The following is a 17690-nucleotide window of genomic DNA, read 5'->3' as shown; positions in this document are numbered from 1 at the left end:
GTCTCATACCTCCAGGCGGAACAGGTCTTCCTCGGTCTCCCGGCGCAGCAGCAACCGGGACTGGCCGGCCGCGACGGCGGCGAGCGCCGGCCGCGGCAGCCGGTTGTAGCCGCTCGCCATCGAGTAGCAGTACGCGCCCGTGGCGGCGACCGCGATCAGGTCGCCGGGCGCGAGGTCGCCGGGCAGCCAGCAGTCGCGCACCACGACGTCGCCGGACTCGCAGTGCTTGCCGACCACGCGGCACAGCACGGCGGGCACGTCCGGCGTCGCCTTGCGGGACACCAGCTTGCAGTCGTAGACGGCGTCGTACAGGGCCGTGCGGATGTTGTCGCTCATGCCGCCGTCGACGCTGACGTAACGGCGCACCGCGCCCGCGTCGAGCTGCACGTCCTTGATGGTGCCCACCTCGTACACGGTGACCGTGCCCGGACCGACGACGGCCCGGCCCGGTTCGACCGCGATCTTCGGCATCGGCAGCCCGGCGTGCTCGCACTCCTTGGACACGATGTTGTGCAGCTGCCGCGCCAGCTCGGCGGGCGGCGGCGGGTCCTCGTCCGGCGTGTAGGCGATGCCGAGGCCGCCGCCGAGGTCGACGGTCGCCACGTGCTCCAGGACGTCGTCGCCGTGCTCGTCGCGGATCTCGGCGAGCAGGCCGACCACCCGGCGGGCCGCCACCTCGAAACCGCTCGCGTCGAAGATCTGCGAGCCGATGTGGCTGTGCAGGCCGATCAGGCGCAGGCCCTCGGACTTCAGCACCCGCCGGGCCGCCTCGGCGGCGTCGCCGGAGGACAGCGAGAAGCCGAACTTCTGGTCCTCGTGCGCGGTGGCGATGAACTCGTGGGTGTGCGCCTCCACGCCGACCGTCACCCGGATCATCACCGGCTGCACGCGCCCGCGCTCGCGGGCGAGCTGGTCCAGCCGCGCGATCTCGAAGAACGAGTCGAGCACCACCGCGCCGACACCCGCCTCCACGGCGGCGGTCAGCTCGGCGATCGACTTGTTGTTGCCGTGCAGCGCGATCCGCTCCGGCGGGAACTCGGCGCGCAGCGCGATGGCCAGCTCGCCACCGCTGCACACGTCGATGCTCAGCCCCTCCTCGGCGACCCACCGGGCCACCGCGACGGAGAGGAACGCCTTGGACGCGTAGTGCACCTGCGCCGGGTCGCCGAACGCCTCGGCGTGGTCGCGGCAGCGGGACCGGAAGTCGGCCTCGTCCATCACGAACAGCGGCGTGCCGTGCTCCTCGGCGAGGGCGCGCACGTCCACGCCGGCGAACGCCACCGCGCCGTCGTCGCGGCGGGCCGCGTTGCGCGGCCATACCTGCGGGTGCAGGTGGTCCAGCTCCTCCGCGGTGGACGGTCGGTTGCCCGCGGTGTTGGCGGGCACCAGGACGTCGGCGTGCCGGGGACCGGCCGGGTGCGCGCGCATCACATCCGCTCCGGGGCGGTCACGCCGAGCAGGCCGAGGCCGTTGGCGAACACCTGCTTGGCGGCGACGCACAGCTGGAGCCGCGCGCGCTGCACTTCGGTCGCCTCGTCGTCGCCACGCGGCAGCACGCGGCACTCCGGCGTGTCGTAGAACCGGTGCAGGGTGCCGGCCAGCTCCTCCAGGTAGCGGGCGACGCGGTGCGGTTCACGCAGCTCGGCGGCCGTGGCCACGACGCGCGGGAACTCGCCGACGGTGCGGATCAGGTCGCCCTCCCGGTCGTGGGTCAGCAGCTCGAACGACTCGTTCGGCGTCATGCCCAGGTCGGCCGCGTTGCGCAGCACCGAGCTGATCCGCGAGTGGGCGTACTGGACGTAGAAGACGGGGTTCTCGTTGCTGCGCTTGCGCAGCAGGTCGAGGTCGATGTCCAGGGTGGAGTCGACCGACGACCGGGTCATCGCGTAGCGGGCCGCGTCCACGCCGACCGCGTCCACCAGGTCCTGCATGGTGATGACGGTGCCCGCGCGCTTGCTCATCCGGACCGGCTTGCCGTCGCTGACCAGGTTCACCATCTGGCCGATCAGCACCTCGACGGTCCGCGGGTCGTCGCCGAGCGCCGCGGCGGCGGCCTTGAGCCTGCCGATGTAGCCGTGGTGGTCCGCACCGAGCATGTAGATGCACAGGTCGAAGCCGCGCGACCGCTTGTCCAGGAAGTAGGCGATGTCACCCGCGATGTACGCCGGGTCGCCGTCGCTCTTGACGACCACGCGGTCCTTGTCGTCGCCGTACTCGGTGGACCGCAGCCACCACGCGCCGTTCTCGAAGTACAGCCCGCCGGACGCCTTGAGCTGCTCGATGGCCTTGCCCACCGCGCCCGACTCGTGCAGCGAGTTCTCGTGGAAGTAGACGTCGAAGTCGGTGCCGAAGTCGTGCAGGTCCCGCTTGATCTCCTCGAACATGAGGTTCACGCCGATCCGGCGGAACACCTCGTGGCTGTCCTCGGCGGTGAGCGCGCCGGGCTCGCGCTTGAGCACCTCGGCCGCGATGTCGCCGATGTAGCCGCCCGCGTAGCCGTCCTCGGGCGCGGGCTCGCCCTTGGCGGCGGCGATCAGGGACCGCACGAAGCGGTCGATCTGCGCGCCGGCGTCGTTGAAGTAATACTCGCGGGTCACGTCGCCGCCGCTCGCGGCCAGCACGCGGCCGAGCGCGTCGCCGACCGCGGCCCAGCGGGTGCCGCCGAGGTGGACCGGGCCGGTGGGGTTCGCGGACACGAACTCCAGGTTGATCTTGACGCCGGCGAGCTGGTCGCCGCGGCCGTAGGCGTCGCCCGCGCGCAGCACCTCGCTGATGATCTCGCCCTGCGCGTCGGCGGCCAGGCGGATGTTCAGGAAGCCGGGACCCGCCACGTCGGCGGACGCGATCGCGGCGGTGCCGGCGAGCGCCTCCGCGAGCCACGTCGCCAGGTCGCGCGGCACGACGCCGACCTTCTTCGCGACCTGGAGCGCGAGGTTCGTGGCGTAGTCGCCGTGCTCGGGGTTGCGGGGTCGCTCGATGGTCACCGCGGTGGGGAGGGCGGCGGGGTCGAGGCCGCGGGCGGACAACACGTCCACGGCCGTCGCGCGGACCAGTTCAGCGAGCGCAGCGGGAGTCACCCGTTAAGTCTAGGGAAGTGTTCCCGCTGGTCTCGACGGGGATGGCGTCCCGAGGTGTGGGAACCGGTCGGACCGGGTAAGTGTTAACGGCCACACCACGTGAGCGGCAGTTGACGGCGATCCGACACGTTGTCCCTACACTGGCCCGCGGCATGGGCGTATGACGACTGACCTGAGGCGGACATGACCAGCGGCAAGAAGACTAAGGCCGCGCGCTCCAGCGTGGCGGCGGCGCGGTCCTCGGTGGTGGCGAAGAAGCCGAAGCCCTGGGGCACAATCATCGCGGTCATCGCCGTGTTGGCGCTGGCGGGCACGGTGTTCGGCTACGCGTACGCGCAGATCTCGGAGAAGAACGCCAACGAGGCCGCCCTGGCCAAGTGGAACCCCTCCGAGGACAACAAGGACCCCTCGGACCAGATCCAGGGCGTCACCAAGAAGGAGTACGCGGCCGGCAAGCACGTGCAGCCGACGCAGCGGGTGGCCTACGACCAGTCCCCGCCCTTCGGTGGTCCGCACGACGGCGCGTGGGCGAACTGCACCGGCATCGTGTACACGAAGGCCGTGCGCACCGAGAACATGGTCCACTCGCTGGAACACGGCGCGGTCTGGATCGCGTACAACCCGGACCAGGTGACGGGCGAGGCGCTGGACAAGCTCAAGCGGCGCGCGGACGGCAAGCAGTACACGATGCTGTCGCCGTACCCCGGCCTGGACAAGCCGATCTCCCTCCAGGCGTGGGGCCACCAGCTCAAGGTGGAGAGCGCCGACGACGAGCGGATCGACCAGTTCATCCAGTCGCTGCGCCGCAACCAGTACACCTACCCGGAGATCGGCGCGGCCTGCGACTCCACCACGTTCGACGTGGACAACCCGCCGCCGTTCGTGGCCGAGAAGCCGGGTGCCGACGCGGTCCCGATGGAGGGCGGCACGACCGACCAGGCCGAGACCGGCGGCACGCCGAGCGACATGCCCGTCGCGCCCACGACCCAGCCGAGCAGCTGACCTTGGCCTCTCCGGACACCGGGCAGCCGACGCGCGGCGCCACCGCCACCAGGGCCGTAGTGGTCACGGTGGCGGTGGTCGCCGTCCTGCTGCTCGGCGCGGCGGTCGGCCTGCTGATCAAGCTGCCCGGTTCCGACACGTCCGCCGCGCCCGCCAAGGACTCGGTGGACGTCGGCTTCGCGCAGGACATGTCGGTGCACCACCTCCAGGGCATCACCATGGCCAACACCGCGCGGGACAAGACGGAGAACCCGGCGATCCGCCAGCTCGCGTTCGACATCGAGTCGACGCAGTTGGAGCAGGTCGGCCGGATGAAGGGCTGGCTCACCCTGTGGGGTATGCCGGAGCAGTCGCCCGACGACACCCACATGAAGTGGATGGCGTCGTCCTCGCACGCGCACGGCAGCTCGGGCACGGCCACCGGCCAGACCGGGCTGATGCCCGGCATGGCCACGTCGGAGGAGCTGGCGCGACTGCGCTCGCTGTCCGGCGACCAGTTCGACGTGTACTTCCTGCAACTGATGCTCCGCCACCACCAGGGCGGCGCGCCGATGGCCCAGTACGGCGCCACGCACGCCGGGGTCCCGGTGGTCCGCACGCTCGCCGAGAACATGCTCAAGTCGCAGTCGAGCGAGAGCGAGTACATGAAGCAGCTCATAGCCGAACGCGGCGCCGCTCCCCTGCCCTAGCCGCCGGGGCGGAAACTTTCAGGAAGCCTGCCTGAAAGATCCCGCGGGCCGAAACTTTCAGGAAGCCTCCCTGATAGATCCCGCGGGCGAAACTTTCAGGAAGCCTCCCTGATAGATCCCGGCGGGTGCACCGGGCCGCCGAGCCGCCACCGCCGCTGCACTTGGCCACCGTCGCCGCACCTGGCCACCGCGTCGCCGCACTTGGCCGCCGCCAGGACACTTTGGCCGGCACCGCCGGGCTGCCTGGTCGCCGGGCCGCCGGGCGAAACTTTCAGGAAGCCTGCCTGAAAGATCCCGCGGGCCGAAACTTTCAGGGAGCCTCCCTGATAGTTCCCGCGGGCCGCGGCTCTCGGGGCACGGGCGTCATCAGCAGGTCCACCGGGTAGGCGGCGCTGGTGAACTTCTGCCGCGGCCGGCTGCCGGGCGCGGGCACCAGCCGCCAGCGCGCGGCGACCGTGGCCAGCGCGATGACGATCTCGGTCTGCGCGAAGACGTTGCCGAGGCACTGGCGGATACCGCCGCCGAACGGCACGAACGCGCCCTTGGGCAGCGCCGCCGCCCGATCCGACGTCCAGCGGTCGGGGTCGAAGCGTTCCGGGTCCGGGTAGTTCGCCGGGTCGTGGTGCACGGCGTGCGGGCTGATGATCACCTCGGCACCCGTCGGCAGCACGGTGCCCGCGAGGTCGACGGGCTCCAGGGCCCGGCGCATGAGCAACCAGATCGGGTACTTGCGCAGCACCTCGTTGACCACCTGGCGCAGGTAACCGAGCTTCGGCACGTCCGCCGCCGTCACCGGGCGCCCGGACAGCACCTCGTCCACCTCGCTGTGCACCCGGCGCTCCACGTCGGGGTTGCGCGCCAGCTCGTGGAACACCCAGCCCAGCGCGACGGCGGAGGTCTCGATGCCCGCCGCGAGCATGGTCACCACCTCGTCGTAGACCTGCTCGTCGGTCATGCCCTCGCCGGTCTCCTCGTCCTGGGCGAGCAGCAACGTGGACAGCAGGTCGCCCCGGTCGACGCGGTCGGCGCGCCAGCCGGCGACGACCTCCAGCACGATGGCCCGCATCCGCTCGGTGGCGCGGTCGAACCGGCGGTTGACCGGCAGCGGCAGCCGGGAGACGAAGCCCGGGGACAGGCCGCGCACCATGCCGTTGTTGGTGATGTCGAACACCGACCGGCGCAGCTCGGCGATGGCCCGCTGCCCCAGCTCGGTGGAGAACAGCACCTCGCCGACGATGGTCACGGCCAACGCCTGCATGTCGTGCTCCACGACGCGAACCTCCCCCGGCCGCCAGCTCGTCACGAGGTCGGTGGCGGCACGCACCATGGTCTCGGCGTAGCGGGTGATGCGGTCGCGGTGGAACGCGGGCTGCACCATCCGCCGCTGCCGGCGGTGGTAGGCGCCCTCGGAGAGCACCAGCCCGTTGCCCAGGAACGGCCGGAACCGCTCGAACATGATTCCCTTCCGGAACCGCGCGCCGTCGGTGACCAGGACCTGGTGCGTGAACCGCGGGCTGGTGACGAAATAAGTCGGCACGGGACCCAGGTGCACTTTCACGATCTCCCCGCGCTCGCGCAGGGACGAGGTGAATTCCGCGCGCCGCCGCAGCAGTGACACGGTGTGGCCGAGTAAGGGAAGCCGACCGGGCGCAATCGGGACGGACATCGTAACCCCTTGTGTGCATGATCCGAGAAACAACTACCGTAGGCGTCGTTCAGTCGAGCGTGGAGTGACCGATCGGGTGATACACGGGTCACGCTGATGGCCCAACTGGCGAAGACCGCGGATCGTTAAACTCTGGTGCTCCTCCGAGTCGAAGAAGGTGTACGCGTGGTCCGATCGGACTGGGTTCCGCAGACTGTCGACGTGTCCGTGCCGAGCATCGCGCGTGCTTACGACTTCATGCTGGGCGGCGCGCACAATTTCGCGGTCGACCGGGAGATCGCGCTGAAGATCGACCGGATGATGCCGGGCCTGCGGGCGGGCGCGCGGGTGAACCGGGCGTTCCTCGGCCGGGCGGTGCGGTTCATGGTCGACCAGGGCGTCCGGCAGTTCCTGGACATCGGCTCCGGCATCCCGACCGTGTCCAACGTGCACGAGGTGGCCCAGGGCATCGACCCGGAGTGCCGGGTGGTCTACGTGGACCGCGACCCCATCGCGGTCGCGCACAGCGAGCTGATGCTCGCCGACAACGACCGGGCGGCCATCGTGCGGGCCGACATGCGTGACGTGGCGGGCATCCTGGACAGCCCGCAGGCCCGCCGCCTGCTGGACCTGGACCAGCCCGTCGGCCTGCTGATGATGCTGATGCTGCACTGGATCCCGGACGAGTGGGACCCGGGCGCGCTGGTCGCCGCGTACCGGGACGCGCTGCCGGCGGGCAGCTACTTCGCCGCGAGCCACGTCAGCGCCGACCACGCGGGCCGGTCCATGCACCGGGCCGCCGAGATGATCAAGGACAGCGGCAGCCGCGACCAGATGACGGTGCGGTCGCACGCCGAGGTCCTGGCGTTGTTCGACGGCTTCGAACTCGTCGAGCCGGGACTGGTCGGGTGCGCCGAGTGGCGGCCGGGCGGCCCCGGCGACGTCTCCGACGTGCCGCTGATGAACATGCTGCTCTATGCGGGTGTGGGTCGCGTGATCCGGTGATCCCCCCATTAGCCGGATCAGCCGCCGTAACCCGCTCATTGCGGAAAACACGAGCACTCGACGTCATCCGAATCACATCGCCGAAACCACCGGGGTGCGTCCATTCACCCCGATGGTCGAGCGAATGCCGACATCGGGTAGGTAAACTGCCGCGCATCCTGGAATCAGAGCAGGGCGACGGGAATGGCTGACCCACTCCACCGACCGGACACCGAGCCGTCCGCACCCGTCCCGGACCCCGCCCGGGAGCGGGAATTGCTCGCGCGCAAGTGGGCGTACCGGATGGGCGGCGCGATCGTCGTGCCGCACACCAGGGAGCAGCTCGACTGCGAATTGCGCGGACGGCTGGACGCGTTGTGCGACGCGTTGCACGCCGAACCGCTCGCGGCCGACGCGCTGGAACGCCTCGGCGAAGAACTGGTGGGCATGGGCTACGTCGGCGAGCACGGCCTGCGCCGCACCACCGACGTGCTCGGCCGCGGCCTGCTCGGGCTCAGCGAGTTCCAGCCCGTCCCGGACCACGCGGAACGGATCGCGACCGGGCTCGGCGCGTTGGCCGCGGGCTTCCTCGCCGCGAACCGGCGGGCCGTGTTCGAGCAGCAGGAGAGCATGCAGCTCACCCTGCTCAAGGCGGTGCGGGACGCCAAGTGGCGGCTCCAGGAGAGCGAGGCGCGGTTCGACCAAGTCGTCACCTCGTCGGCGAGCGGCGTGCTGATCGTGGACCTCGCGGGCAACGTGGTCCGCGCCAACGCCGCGATCAGCGAGATCCTCGGCCGGTCGGCGGCCGAGCTGACCGAGCGCACCCTGTTCGACCTGGTGCACCCGGACTCGGTGACCGCGTTGCGCGAGGCGATGAAGCTGCTGCTGGAGGGCGGCCACGAGCGGATTCGCCAGTCGCAGCGGCTGCTGCGCAGCGACGGCGACGTCGCCCGCATCACGCTCACCACGTCGTTGCTGCGCGACGCCGACGACAAGCCCGCGCACTTCGTGACCGTCGTGGAGGACGGCACCGAGCTGATGCTGCTCCAGGGCGAGTTGAACCGGCAGGCGCTGCACGACGTGCTCACCGGCCTGCCCAACCGCCAGTTCTTCAGCACCTACCTGGAGAGCGCGCTGCGGCGGGCCGACCCCGTGCACGGCGTGACGTTGCTGCACCTGGACATCGACGCGTTCGGCATGGTGTGCAACAGCCTCGGCAGCCGCGCGGGCGAACGGCTGCTGGTGCACGTGGCACAGCGGTTGAAGGCGGCGCTCTCGGCGGAGAAGGCCATGGTCGCCCGGTTCGAGGGCGACGGGTTCGGCGTCCTCGTGGAGAACACCGAGCACACGCCGGACGTCGCGCGGATGGTGGCCGCGATCAACGAGGAGCTGGCCGAGCCGACCTTCGTGGACGGGCACGGGCTCGCCGTGTCGGCGAGCATCGGCGTGGTCCGCCGCCCACCGCGCGACCAGGAGCCCGCCGAGCTGCTGCGTGCCGCGGACCAGGCGCTGCGCCGGGCGAAGGCCGGGCGGCGCGGCCAGTGGGAGCTGTTCCACCCGCGGCAGGACGCGGCGGACCGGCGCGAGCAGGCGATGGCGGTCGGGATGCCCGGCGCGTGGGAGAACGGCGAGATCGGTGTCCGGTACCGACCGGTGACGGCGTTCGCGGGCGGGGTGGTGGGCGTCGAGGCGGTGCTGCACTGGGACCACCCGGAACGGGTGGTGCCGCACGCCGAGTGCGTGGCGCTGGCCGAGGAGACCGGTCTGGTGCTGCCGCTGGGCGCGTGGGTGCTGCGCGTGGCGGGCGGTCAGGCCCGGTGGTGGGCGCAGCGCGGTGGTTTCACCGCGCCGCTGGTCGTGCACCTGACGCCGGTGCAGTCGGGTGACGCGGACCTGGTGTCACGCGTGGTGCGGGCGTTGGAGGAGACCGGGTTGCGCCCGGAGCGGTTGGTGGTCGGGATGCCGGTGGGCGTGCTGCCGGTCGCCGAGGCCGTGGACAACCTGACCGTGCTGGCGGACATGGGCGTGGGCACGGCGCTGCACGACTTCGGGCTCGGCCCGGCGGACCTGGCGGCGCTGGCCGACCTGCCGGTGCGCACCGTCCGGGTGGCGGCGCGGCTGGTGGACCACCGGGCGCCGTACGTCCCGGCGCTGGTGTCGGCGGCGCGGGACAGCGGCGTGGCGGTGGTCGTGGACGGCGTGCGGACCGAGGAGCAGGCCGCGTGGTGGCGGGAGGCCGGCGCGGACGCCGGTTCCGGTGAGCACTTCGGCGCGCCGTGCCCGCCGGGCGACGTGGTGGCGCACTTCGGGTGAACGCGGGGCGCGGCGGGTCCGAACAATTACCGAAATGCGCCCGCCGCGGCGTGATCAGGCCCACGGCAACGCTCTGACGTGCACCGGAGCCGTGAAACCGATTTCACGGCCCGAATGCGGGGCAAACCGTCGCAATGTGATCACCATGCGTGAGTGTGTTGTGGAAAACATGCCTCATCCGGGTTAGTTGCGGTGGTTCGGCCGCCCCGTGGCGATCACAGTGTGGGTGATCGGGCGTCCTCTGCTGCCCACCTCCCAGATCGGTGGCTTCCGTGCACCACGACTCCATGCAGCACTTCGCGTCCGGCGCGTGGACGCTCGTCCTGGCCTTCGCCGTGTCGGTGATCGGCTCGTTGATCGGGCTGTCCTGCACGCGGCGGGCCCGGGGCGAGACCAGCCGCGCCGCGCGGTTCCGGTGGATCACGTTCGGCGCCGTCGCCATCGGCGGCGTCGCCATCTGGCTGATGCACTTCATCGCCATGCTCGGCTTCGACATCCCCGGCGCGGCGATCAAGTTCTCCACCGGGCTCACCGCCCTGTCCGCGCTGGTCGCCGTGGTCGTGGTGGGCATCGGCCTGGCGCTGGTCGCGTGGTCCGGGTTCACCCGGACGCGGCTGGTGATCGCGGGCGTGCTGGCCGGCACCGGCGTCGCGGGGATGCACTACCTCGGCATGTCGGCCATCCGCTTCAAGGGCCACCTCAACTACGACCCGTCGCTGGTGACGTTGTCCGTGGTGATCGCCATCGCCGCCGCGACGGCGGCGTTCTGGTTCACGCTGGTCGTGAAGACGCCGGGCGCGAGCGTCGCCGCGGGACTGGCCATGGCCGTCGCGGTGACGGGTATGCACTACACCGGGATGGCCGCGGTCAGCGTGACGCCCGACGTGTCCGTGCCCGCGCCGCAGGGCACCGACGTGTTCAACCTGGTGTTCCCGGTGTTCGTGATCAGCGGTGTGGTCGTCGGGGCGATGCTGTGGACGTTGTTCACCACCACCAAGTCGCTGAACGAGCCTGCCGGCTACGCGCGTTGACGCTGCGCTAAAGTCGGCCGCGTGAAGTTCTTCTTCTTCCGACTCTGACGCGACCGTCGGCGGGCTACGGGCATCCCCCTCGCCGGCGATGCGGGACGGCGGTGCGCCGTCCCGGTCGCGACGCGGAAGAAGATCCATGATCTCTCCCATTCCGGCGTGCGTGCGCGCCGGCGGTGAACCGCGTCCGGGCCCCGTTGTCCGGACGTGAAGGCCGTGCGCCTGCTGGCGCGCACGGTGCTGGGCGTGGAAGCGCTCGCCGCGGCGGAGGTCGCCGAATTCGGTGTGGTGCGGCGCATCGCGCCTCGCGAGGTGTGGTGGACGTGCCCCGAACCGGGTCCGCACGTGCTCGGGCTGCGGTGCGCGGACGACCTGTTCCTGCCCGCTGCCGCGGTGTCCGGGATCGGCCGCGCGCGAGCCGACCTGGGCCGGCTGACCGAGGCGGTGGCGGCGTTGGACGTCGCCGCCGTGGTCGCCCGGCGGGCCCGCTTCGGCAACCACGACCGGCCGCCCGCGGTGGACGTCTCGGCGTCGTACCTGGGTCGCCGCAACTACAACCGGTTCGACCTGGAGGACGCGGCGGGCGAACCGCTGGCCGCCGCGCTCGGCCTGCCCCTGCACCGCCGCCGCCACGGCGCGCCCGCGCCGCCGGGCAGCCTGTCGTGGCGGCTGACCGTCGCCGACGACCGGGCCGTGCTGGCGCTGCGCGTGGCCGCCACGCCGCTGCACCGCCGGGCCTACCGGCGGGCGTCCCGGCCGGGCGCGCTGCACCCGCCGCTGGCCGCCGCGATGCTGCGGCTGGCCGACGTGCGGCCCGGTGAGGTGTTGCTGGACCCGTTCTGCGGCACCGGGACCATCCCCCTGGAGGCGGGCGTGGCGGCCATCGGCGCGGACGCCGACCCGACCGCCATCGCCGCCGCCCGCGTCAACGAGGCCGCCCGGCCCGGAGGTCCCGGCGCCACCTGGCTGGTGGCCGACGCGGGACGGCTGCCGCTCGCCTCGGGCTCGGTCGACGTCGTGGTGACCAACCCGCCGTGGAACCGGCAGGTCCGGGCGGCAGGCGCGCTGGCCACCACCCCGGACCGCTTCTGGCGCGAGCTGGCGCGGGTCCTCACCCCGTCCGGCCGAGCCGTGCTGCTCCTACCGGAATCCGCCCCGCCACCCACCCTCCCCATCACCGACCGCCGTCGGGTGAGCCTCGCCGGACAGCACCCGGAGGTGATCACCGTGCGCCGATGACCCGTTGCGCCTTCCCGGCACACGCGGCGGCCGGTCCCGGGCACTCGCCCCGGAACCGGCCGCCGTAGTGCCGGGCACGCGGGTCGGGAGGCGCCTCCCGACCCGCCCGCTCACCCGGTCACTTCTTGGTCTTCGTGGTCTTGGTCTTGGTCTTCCCGGTCTTCTTGGTCTCGGTCTTCTTCGCGGGGGTGGTGGCCTTCGCGCCGGTGCCGCGCACCTTCGCGAGCCGGTCCTTGACACACGTGTCGTACCCGCCGCAGACCCGGTTCGCCTCCTCGTACTGCTTCTTCGCCACGGCCGGGTCCACCTTCGCCGTGGTCTGCTTCGGCTTCGTGGTGGTCTTCTTCGGCGTGGTCTTCTTCGGTGTGGCGTTCTTGGCACCCGTGGTGGTCTTCTTCGGAGCCGCAGCCTGCTGCCGCAGCTTCTTCACCCGGTCCTGCACACAGGTGTCGTAACCACCGCACTCGCGCCGCGCCTGCTGGTACAACGGATCAGCGTTCGACTTCTTCGCGTTCCGCTCCGCCTTCGCAACACCCTTCGCACTCTTGTCCCGCAGCTTCTTCACCCGGTCCTGCACACAGGTGTCGTAACCGCCGCACTCCCGCCGCGCCTGCTGGTACAACGGATCAGCGTTCGACTTCTTCGCGTTCCGCTCCGCCTTCGCAACACCCTTCGCACTCTTGTCCCGCAGCTTCTTCACCCGGTCCTGCACACAGGTGTCGTAACCACCGCACTCCCGCCGCGCCTGCTGGTACAACGGATCAGCGTTGGACTTCTTCGCTACCTTCCGCGCCTCGTCCAGGGACTTCTGGTACTTGATCAGGTCCGGCGCGATGGCCCGGGTGGTGCCGGAGGCGAACTCCTTCGACCCGTCGAACGCCCGCTTCCAGTCCTCGAAGTGGTTGTTGTCCTTCAGGTCCTGGTAGTCCGCGATGATCCGCTTGCGCAACTTCTCGTCCTGGAGGGCTTTCCGGTACCACTCCTGGTGCTTCGCATCCAGGTAGCCCCGGACGAGCAGCGAGCTGTTCTCCCCCACGACGGCAGAAGTAAGCCCGCTCCGCCCGCCACGAACACCGAGCGGCACCGGCGACTTCGGTCCGACGAACGGAGCCACCCGCCCGACCTTCGGCGCGACCGCCGTAGTGCCGGTCTTCGCCCCGGTCTTGGGCACCACGGCCGTCGTCCCGGTCTTCGGAACGACCGCCTTGGCACCGGTCTCGGGCTTGACCGCCTTGGTCCCGGGCGGCACCGTCTTCACGCCGGGCACGACGTTCTTCGTCTTCGCACCCTTCGACGGCTTGGCGTGCTTGGGCGTCACGGCCGTGCCCGTCGACGGCGACTTCGGCCCCTTGGGACCGCTCTTGGCGGGCGTGCCGCCGGTGTCGCCGTCATCGTCGCCATCGCCCTTGGCCTTGCGCTGGCGGTGTTCCTCGTAACAGGACAGACCGCACTCGTAGAGCCACTGGGCGATCGTGCTGGCCTTCACGCCCTGCGCGGGGTCCAGCGTCTTGCTGTCCAGGAGCTTCTTGCCCAGGCACTTGACCATGCACCGGATGACCTGGTTGATCTCCTTGTCCGACATGGACGAGTCGAACGGCACCCAGCGCTTGAGCACCTCCCCGGTCGCCTTGTCCCGGAACTTCACCACCACACCGCGTTTGACGTGCTTGCCCCGGTACGGCTCCTTGAAGATGCCCGCGTCGCGGTGCTTCCCGGCACTGCCGAACGGCCACAACCGGCGCGAGTCGGGGTCGCGGTGCTGCCCCTCGTACGACCCCTCCCGGCGGTGACCCGAACTCTGCCCGTCACCGGGCGGCGGGGTCTGGTCGGCCGACGCGATCGCCGGCGCGGTGAGCGCCACGCCCACCGCGACCACGACCGGCAACAGCCGGCGCAACCCCCGCCGCCACGGCGATTCCTGGACGTCGTCCACGCGGCTCACCACCCGACGTGCGAGACCGGTTCCGCGGTGACGACGTCGACGTGACCGCCGAGCCGCTCGTCCGGCACCGCGGGGGCAACCTCGCCGTCACCCACGTAGAAGTGGGAGAAATCGCCCACTCCGGACTCGAACGACTCCCGCTCGGGAGCCCGGTGCGGCTCGACGACCGCCGGTGCCGCGATCTCCGGCTCGGCGATCTCCGGCTCCGGCACGCGCCACTCCCGCACCCCCGCGGCAGCCGTTTCCACCACGGGTTCCGCCGCGGCCAACACCACCGGTTCCGACACCACCGGCTCCACAACCGGCTCGACCACGTCCACGACGGGCTCCACCACACCCAACTCGGCCACGGTGGCCGCCACCGTCTCCGCGACGATCGCGGACACGTCCGGCACCTCAACAGGCTCGACCGACCCGGACGACACGACCGGCACCGGCACCTCGACGGGCACCGGCACCTCAACCGGCACCGGCACCTCCACGGGCACCTCGACCGGCACCTCGACCACCGGCGCGGCCGACTCCTCGGCCGGCGTGGTGGCCTCCAGCCGCGCCAGGTCCTCCGCGCTGATCTCCGGGTACTCCTCGACCGGCGGCGCCGCCGCGGCCTGCTGGGCGACGATCGCACGAGCGGCCTCATCGGCCCCGTACGCCGTCCCGATGGCGTACGCGACAGCCCCCACGGCCACCGCCGAAGCGAACATCAGCGCGACACCCAACCACCGGGCCCGCACCGAGCCGTCCGGCGGCGTGGCGGTCTCCCGCCGGGCTGCCGGTATCGACTTCCTTGGCATCAGTCCGACATCCTTCCCCCCACACCGCCACCGGGCACGAACCACCCTGGGAAGTGGCGGTGGGGTCGCCGAGAAGGCAACCGCTTCCGCCGCCGGCGTGGGGCGTGATCGCGGTGTTCGGAACTGTCCCGAACAGCACGTATGCCGCTCACGAGCCCGAACGCGTGCGCACCGGTCACAGTTGGTCACACGGCTGTCATCGACCTGCGAACGCGGGCGCACAGTCGCCGTCGAACGTGGGGTCCATGAACACCCGCGATCGCGTCCTCCACCACGCCACCCGACTGCTCGCCCGCACCCTGCTGCCCGTCGCGTTCCTCCGCTCACCCCGCGACGCCCGGCGGACCGCAGCCCAGTGGGCGTTGGCGGCACGCTTCCCGCACGAGGACCTGACCGGCCTGGACGCCACCACGCGTGCCCGTTTCACCGAAGCACGCACGGACGCGCTGTGGGGTGACGGCGTGCTGATCGGGCTGACCTCCGGCCACCGGGACGCCGAGGAGCAGCAGCGGCTGTTCCTCGCCGAGGTGCGGCGGCTCGGGTCGGAGGCGGAGGCCCGCCGCTGGGTGCTGCCGCCGGAGGAGTCGAGTCACGTGCTGGGCACGGCCTTGGACGTCCGGCCGGTCGAGGGCGCTCGCTGGCTGGAGCGGCACGGGGCGCGTTACGGGTTGTTCCGCGTCTACGACAACGAGTGGTGGCACTTCGAGCACCTGCCGGAGCCGGGTGACCGGCCGCGGCTGCCGCACCCCGCCATGCGCCGATCGGCGTAACCGCTGGTATACCGTTGTCCGGACGGCCGTGCTACGAACGAGGAGCCCTACCAGTGTCGCGGTTGCTGCTCGTCGAGGACGACTCGGTGCTGGCCGAGGCGCTGTCCCGCGCGTTGCGCGGGCTGGGGCACGAGGTCGCGGTGGCGGCGACCGGTGAGCAGGCGCTGGAGCACCTGCTCGACCGGCGGGTGCCGACCGACCTGGTGCTGCTGGACGTGATGCTGCCCGGCGTGGACGGCTTCGAGGTGTGCCGCCGGGTCCGCGCGAGCGAGGCCGTCCCGCTGATCCTGCTGACCGCCCGCGGTGACGCGGTGGACGTGGTCGTGGGCCTGGAGTGCGGCGCCGACGACTACGTGGTGAAGCCGGTCGAGCCACGCGTGCTCGACGCGCGGGTCAAGGCGATCCTGCGGCGCGCCGTGCCCGCGCTGCCGCCGCGCCACGACGTGCACGTGGTCGGCGACCTGGAGCTGGACACCGTCGCCATGACGGTGACCAGGGCCGGGCGGGAGCTGAGCCTCACCTCCACGGAGATCCGGCTGCTGATCGAGTTCGTCGAGCACGCGGGCCAGGTGCTGAGCCGGCAGGCGCTGCTGCGGCGGGTCTGGGACTACGGGTACGCCGGCGACTCGCGCCTGGTGGACGCGGCGGTGGCCCGGCTGCGGGCGAAGATCGAGCCGGAGCCCGCCAACCCGACGCTGCTGCGCACCGTCCGCGGCTTCGGGTACCGCCTGGTCAAGCCGTGACCTGGCAGCCCGGCCTGCGGGCGGCCGTCGTGCTGACCGTGGCGCTGGTCACCGTGGTCACCACCGTCGCCATGGCGCTGACCACCTACCACCTCCAGGAGAGCACGACCAGGGACCGGTTCGCCGCCTCCGCCCGCGCCGGGTTCGACTCGGACGTCCAGCAGGCGCACCAGTTCCTCGTGCGCTCGGCGGAGTTCGACACGCACGTGTCGGGGGTGGCCGAGTACATGAGCGCCCGGCTCGGCCTCACCTGGGCGCTGGTCAACCTCACGCCCACGTCCGGCCCGGTGTCGACCGCGCGGGACGGTGCGTACGTCCCGGTCGCCGGCACCGCGCCCGGCCCGATCCCGGTGTCCACAGTGGACGAAGCACTCGCGCGGCGCGTGCCGTCCTACGAGATCGACACGCCGAACGGGCGGCAGCTCGCCATCGTCGGCGAGGTGGAGCCGGGCCTGCTGCTGGCCGAGTTCTACAGCACGCGCGGCATCGACGACGAACTCGCGACGCTGCGCTCCCGGCTCGCCGTCGTGGCCGTGCTGATCTCGTTGCTCGGCGGCGCGCTGGGCGTGCTGGCGGCACGGGGCGTCCAGCGCCGGGTGCGCACGGCCGCCCTCGCCGCGCGCCGGCTCGGCGGCGGCGACCTCACCACCAGGCTGCCCGTGCGTGGCCGCGACGAGCTGGCCGACCTCGCGGACTCGTTCAACGCGATGGCGCACCGCCTCGGTGAGTCCATCGAGCAGTTGCGCCAGAAGGACCAGCAGCAGCGGCGCTTCGTCGCCGACGTGGCGCACGACCTGCGCACCCCGGTGGCGTCCATGATCGCCGCCGCGGACGGCCTGCACAGCCCGGAGGCCGCGGACCGGGCGCGGTCGGCGGAACTGCTCGGCGCCCAGGCGCGGCGGTTGAGCGCGCTGGTCGAGGACCTGCTGGAGATGTCGCGGTTCGACGCGGGCGCGGCCGAGTTCCGGCCCGAGGTCGTGGACCTGGCGGCGCTGGCGGCGGACGCCGTCGAGCTGAGCGCGCCGGGCGCGGACCTCCCGGTGCGCCACCTCGGCGACCCCGTGGTGGTCGGCGACCCGCGCCGCCTGCACACCGTCGTCCGCAACCTGGTGAGCAACGCCGTGCGGCACGGCGCGTTCCCGATCACCGTGACCGTCGACGGCACGGACCCGGCGCGGGTGCGGGTGGTCGTCGCCGACTCCGGGCCCGGCCTGCCCGCCGAGCTGGCGCCGCACGTCTTCGACCGCTTCGTGCGTGGCGACCACGCCCGCAGCCAGACCGGCGGCAGCGGGCTCGGGCTGGCCATCGCGCGGGAGAACACCCGGCTGCACGGCGGCCGGCTGGAGGTCGCCCACGACGGCGGCGCGGTGTTCACGCTGACCGTGCCGCGCGGCGAAGTCGGGTGACCGTCACAGACCTGTCACCACCCGCGCACATCGCCGGGGCAGCCTCGGTGGGGCGATC

14 protein-coding genes are annotated in these 17690 nt (G+C 71.8%); 9 read left to right on the top strand and 5 right to left on the bottom strand.

The features are described 5' to 3' along the window. Positions 1-3 precede the first annotated feature (3 nt). Complete coding sequence (gene lysA, locus KZQ38_RS04685; RefSeq protein ID WP_219438692.1) at positions 4-1428, bottom strand: diaminopimelate decarboxylase; 1425 nt, start codon at positions 1426-1428, stop codon at positions 4-6. Then, a complete protein-coding gene (argS, locus tag KZQ38_RS04680; RefSeq protein WP_219438690.1) occupies positions 1428-3077 on the bottom strand; it encodes an arginine--tRNA ligase in 1650 nt (549 codons plus the stop codon). Before argS ends, lysA begins: the two co-directional genes overlap by 1 nt. A 183-nt stretch (positions 3078-3260) precedes the next feature. Here argS and KZQ38_RS04675 point away from each other — a divergent pair, with 183 nt between their 5' ends. Then, positions 3261-4079, top strand: coding sequence for a thioredoxin-like domain-containing protein (locus KZQ38_RS04675; protein WP_219438688.1), 819 nt, complete (start codon positions 3261-3263; stop codon positions 4077-4079). Between the two features lie 2 nt (positions 4080-4081). Continuing rightward, positions 4082-4768, top strand: a complete 687-nt coding sequence (locus KZQ38_RS04670) for a DUF305 domain-containing protein (protein WP_219438686.1) — start codon at positions 4082-4084, stop codon at positions 4766-4768. Between the two features lie 310 nt (positions 4769-5078). Here KZQ38_RS04670 and KZQ38_RS04665 read toward each other — a convergent pair whose 3' ends face one another. After that, entirely contained in the window at positions 5079-6434 is a 1356-nt protein-coding gene (locus KZQ38_RS04665; protein ID WP_219438685.1) for a cytochrome P450, read from the bottom strand. A gap of 165 nt (positions 6435-6599) precedes the next feature. On the opposite strand from KZQ38_RS04665, the gene KZQ38_RS04660 reads away from it, so the two are divergent. The 4 genes from KZQ38_RS04660 to KZQ38_RS04645 all read left to right on the top strand — a co-directional run bounded on the left by KZQ38_RS04660 (position 6600) and on the right by KZQ38_RS04645 (position 11977). Next, positions 6600-7418 carry an SAM-dependent methyltransferase gene (locus KZQ38_RS04660; protein ID WP_219438682.1) on the top strand — a complete coding sequence of 273 codons (819 nt, stop codon included), beginning with the start codon at positions 6600-6602 and terminating at the stop codon, positions 7416-7418. Between the two features lie 183 nt (positions 7419-7601). Next, a complete protein-coding gene (locus KZQ38_RS04655; RefSeq protein WP_219438680.1) occupies positions 7602-9710 on the top strand; it encodes a putative bifunctional diguanylate cyclase/phosphodiesterase in 2109 nt (702 codons plus the stop codon). 263 nt (positions 9711-9973) lie between these two features. Next, positions 9974-10741 carry an MHYT domain-containing protein gene (locus tag KZQ38_RS04650; protein ID WP_308258238.1) on the top strand — a complete coding sequence of 256 codons (768 nt, stop codon included), beginning with the start codon at positions 9974-9976 and terminating at the stop codon, positions 10739-10741. A gap of 204 nt (positions 10742-10945) precedes the next feature. Next, on the top strand, positions 10946-11977 hold the full coding sequence (locus KZQ38_RS04645; protein ID WP_308258237.1) for a TRM11 family SAM-dependent methyltransferase: 1032 nt from the start codon (positions 10946-10948) through the stop codon (positions 11975-11977). A gap of 118 nt (positions 11978-12095) precedes the next feature. Here the strand turns inward: KZQ38_RS04645 and KZQ38_RS04640 are convergent, their stop codons facing one another. Both KZQ38_RS04640 and KZQ38_RS04635 read right to left on the bottom strand, forming a co-directional pair. Next, positions 12096-13910 carry a hypothetical protein gene (locus KZQ38_RS04640; protein ID WP_219438678.1) on the bottom strand — a complete coding sequence of 605 codons (1815 nt, stop codon included), beginning with the start codon at positions 13908-13910 and terminating at the stop codon, positions 12096-12098. Between the two features lie 5 nt (positions 13911-13915). Further along, positions 13916-14713 carry a hypothetical protein gene (locus KZQ38_RS04635; RefSeq protein WP_219438676.1) on the bottom strand — a complete coding sequence of 266 codons (798 nt, stop codon included), beginning with the start codon at positions 14711-14713 and terminating at the stop codon, positions 13916-13918. Between the two features lie 245 nt (positions 14714-14958). Here KZQ38_RS04635 and KZQ38_RS04630 point away from each other — a divergent pair, with 245 nt between their 5' ends. Genes KZQ38_RS04630 through KZQ38_RS04620 form a run of 3 tightly spaced genes read left to right on the top strand, consistent with a single transcriptional unit; the run spans position 14959 to position 17632 of the window. After that, positions 14959-15483, top strand: a complete 525-nt coding sequence (locus KZQ38_RS04630; protein ID WP_219438674.1) for a M15 family metallopeptidase — start codon at positions 14959-14961, stop codon at positions 15481-15483. 53 nt (positions 15484-15536) lie between these two features. Further along, positions 15537-16226 (top strand): response regulator, encoded by a 690-nt coding sequence (locus KZQ38_RS04625; RefSeq protein WP_219438672.1) that lies wholly within the window; start codon positions 15537-15539, stop codon positions 16224-16226. Then, a complete protein-coding gene (locus KZQ38_RS04620) occupies positions 16223-17632 on the top strand; it encodes a sensor histidine kinase (RefSeq protein WP_308258236.1) in 1410 nt (469 codons plus the stop codon). The genes KZQ38_RS04625 and KZQ38_RS04620 overlap by 4 nt, the downstream gene beginning before the upstream one ends. Positions 17633-17690 lie beyond the last annotated feature (58 nt).

Source organism: Saccharothrix obliqua (assembly GCF_019375475.1).
Taxonomy (GTDB): Bacteria; Actinomycetota; Actinomycetes; order Mycobacteriales; family Pseudonocardiaceae; genus Actinosynnema; species Actinosynnema obliqua.
This window is presented reverse-complemented; position numbering and strand designations above follow the sequence as displayed.

Bases quoted from the DNA above. Each gene is read 5' to 3' on its own strand.
- lysA (WP_219438692.1), bottom strand. From the start codon at position 1,428: ATGCGCGCGCACCCGGCCGGTCCCCGGCACGCCGACGTCCTGGTGCCC.
- KZQ38_RS04675 (WP_219438688.1), top strand. From the start codon at position 3,261: ATGACCAGCGGCAAGAAGACTAAGGCCGCGCGCTCCAGCGTGGCGGCG.
- KZQ38_RS04665 (WP_219438685.1), bottom strand. From the start codon at position 6,434: ATGTCCGTCCCGATTGCGCCCGGTCGGCTTCCCTTACTCGGCCACACC.
- KZQ38_RS04655 (WP_219438680.1), top strand. From the start codon at position 7,602: ATGGCTGACCCACTCCACCGACCGGACACCGAGCCGTCCGCACCCGTC.
- KZQ38_RS04635 (WP_219438676.1), bottom strand. From the start codon at position 14,713: ATGCCAAGGAAGTCGATACCGGCAGCCCGGCGGGAGACCGCCACGCCG.
- KZQ38_RS04630 (WP_219438674.1), top strand. From the start codon at position 14,959: ATGAACACCCGCGATCGCGTCCTCCACCACGCCACCCGACTGCTCGCC.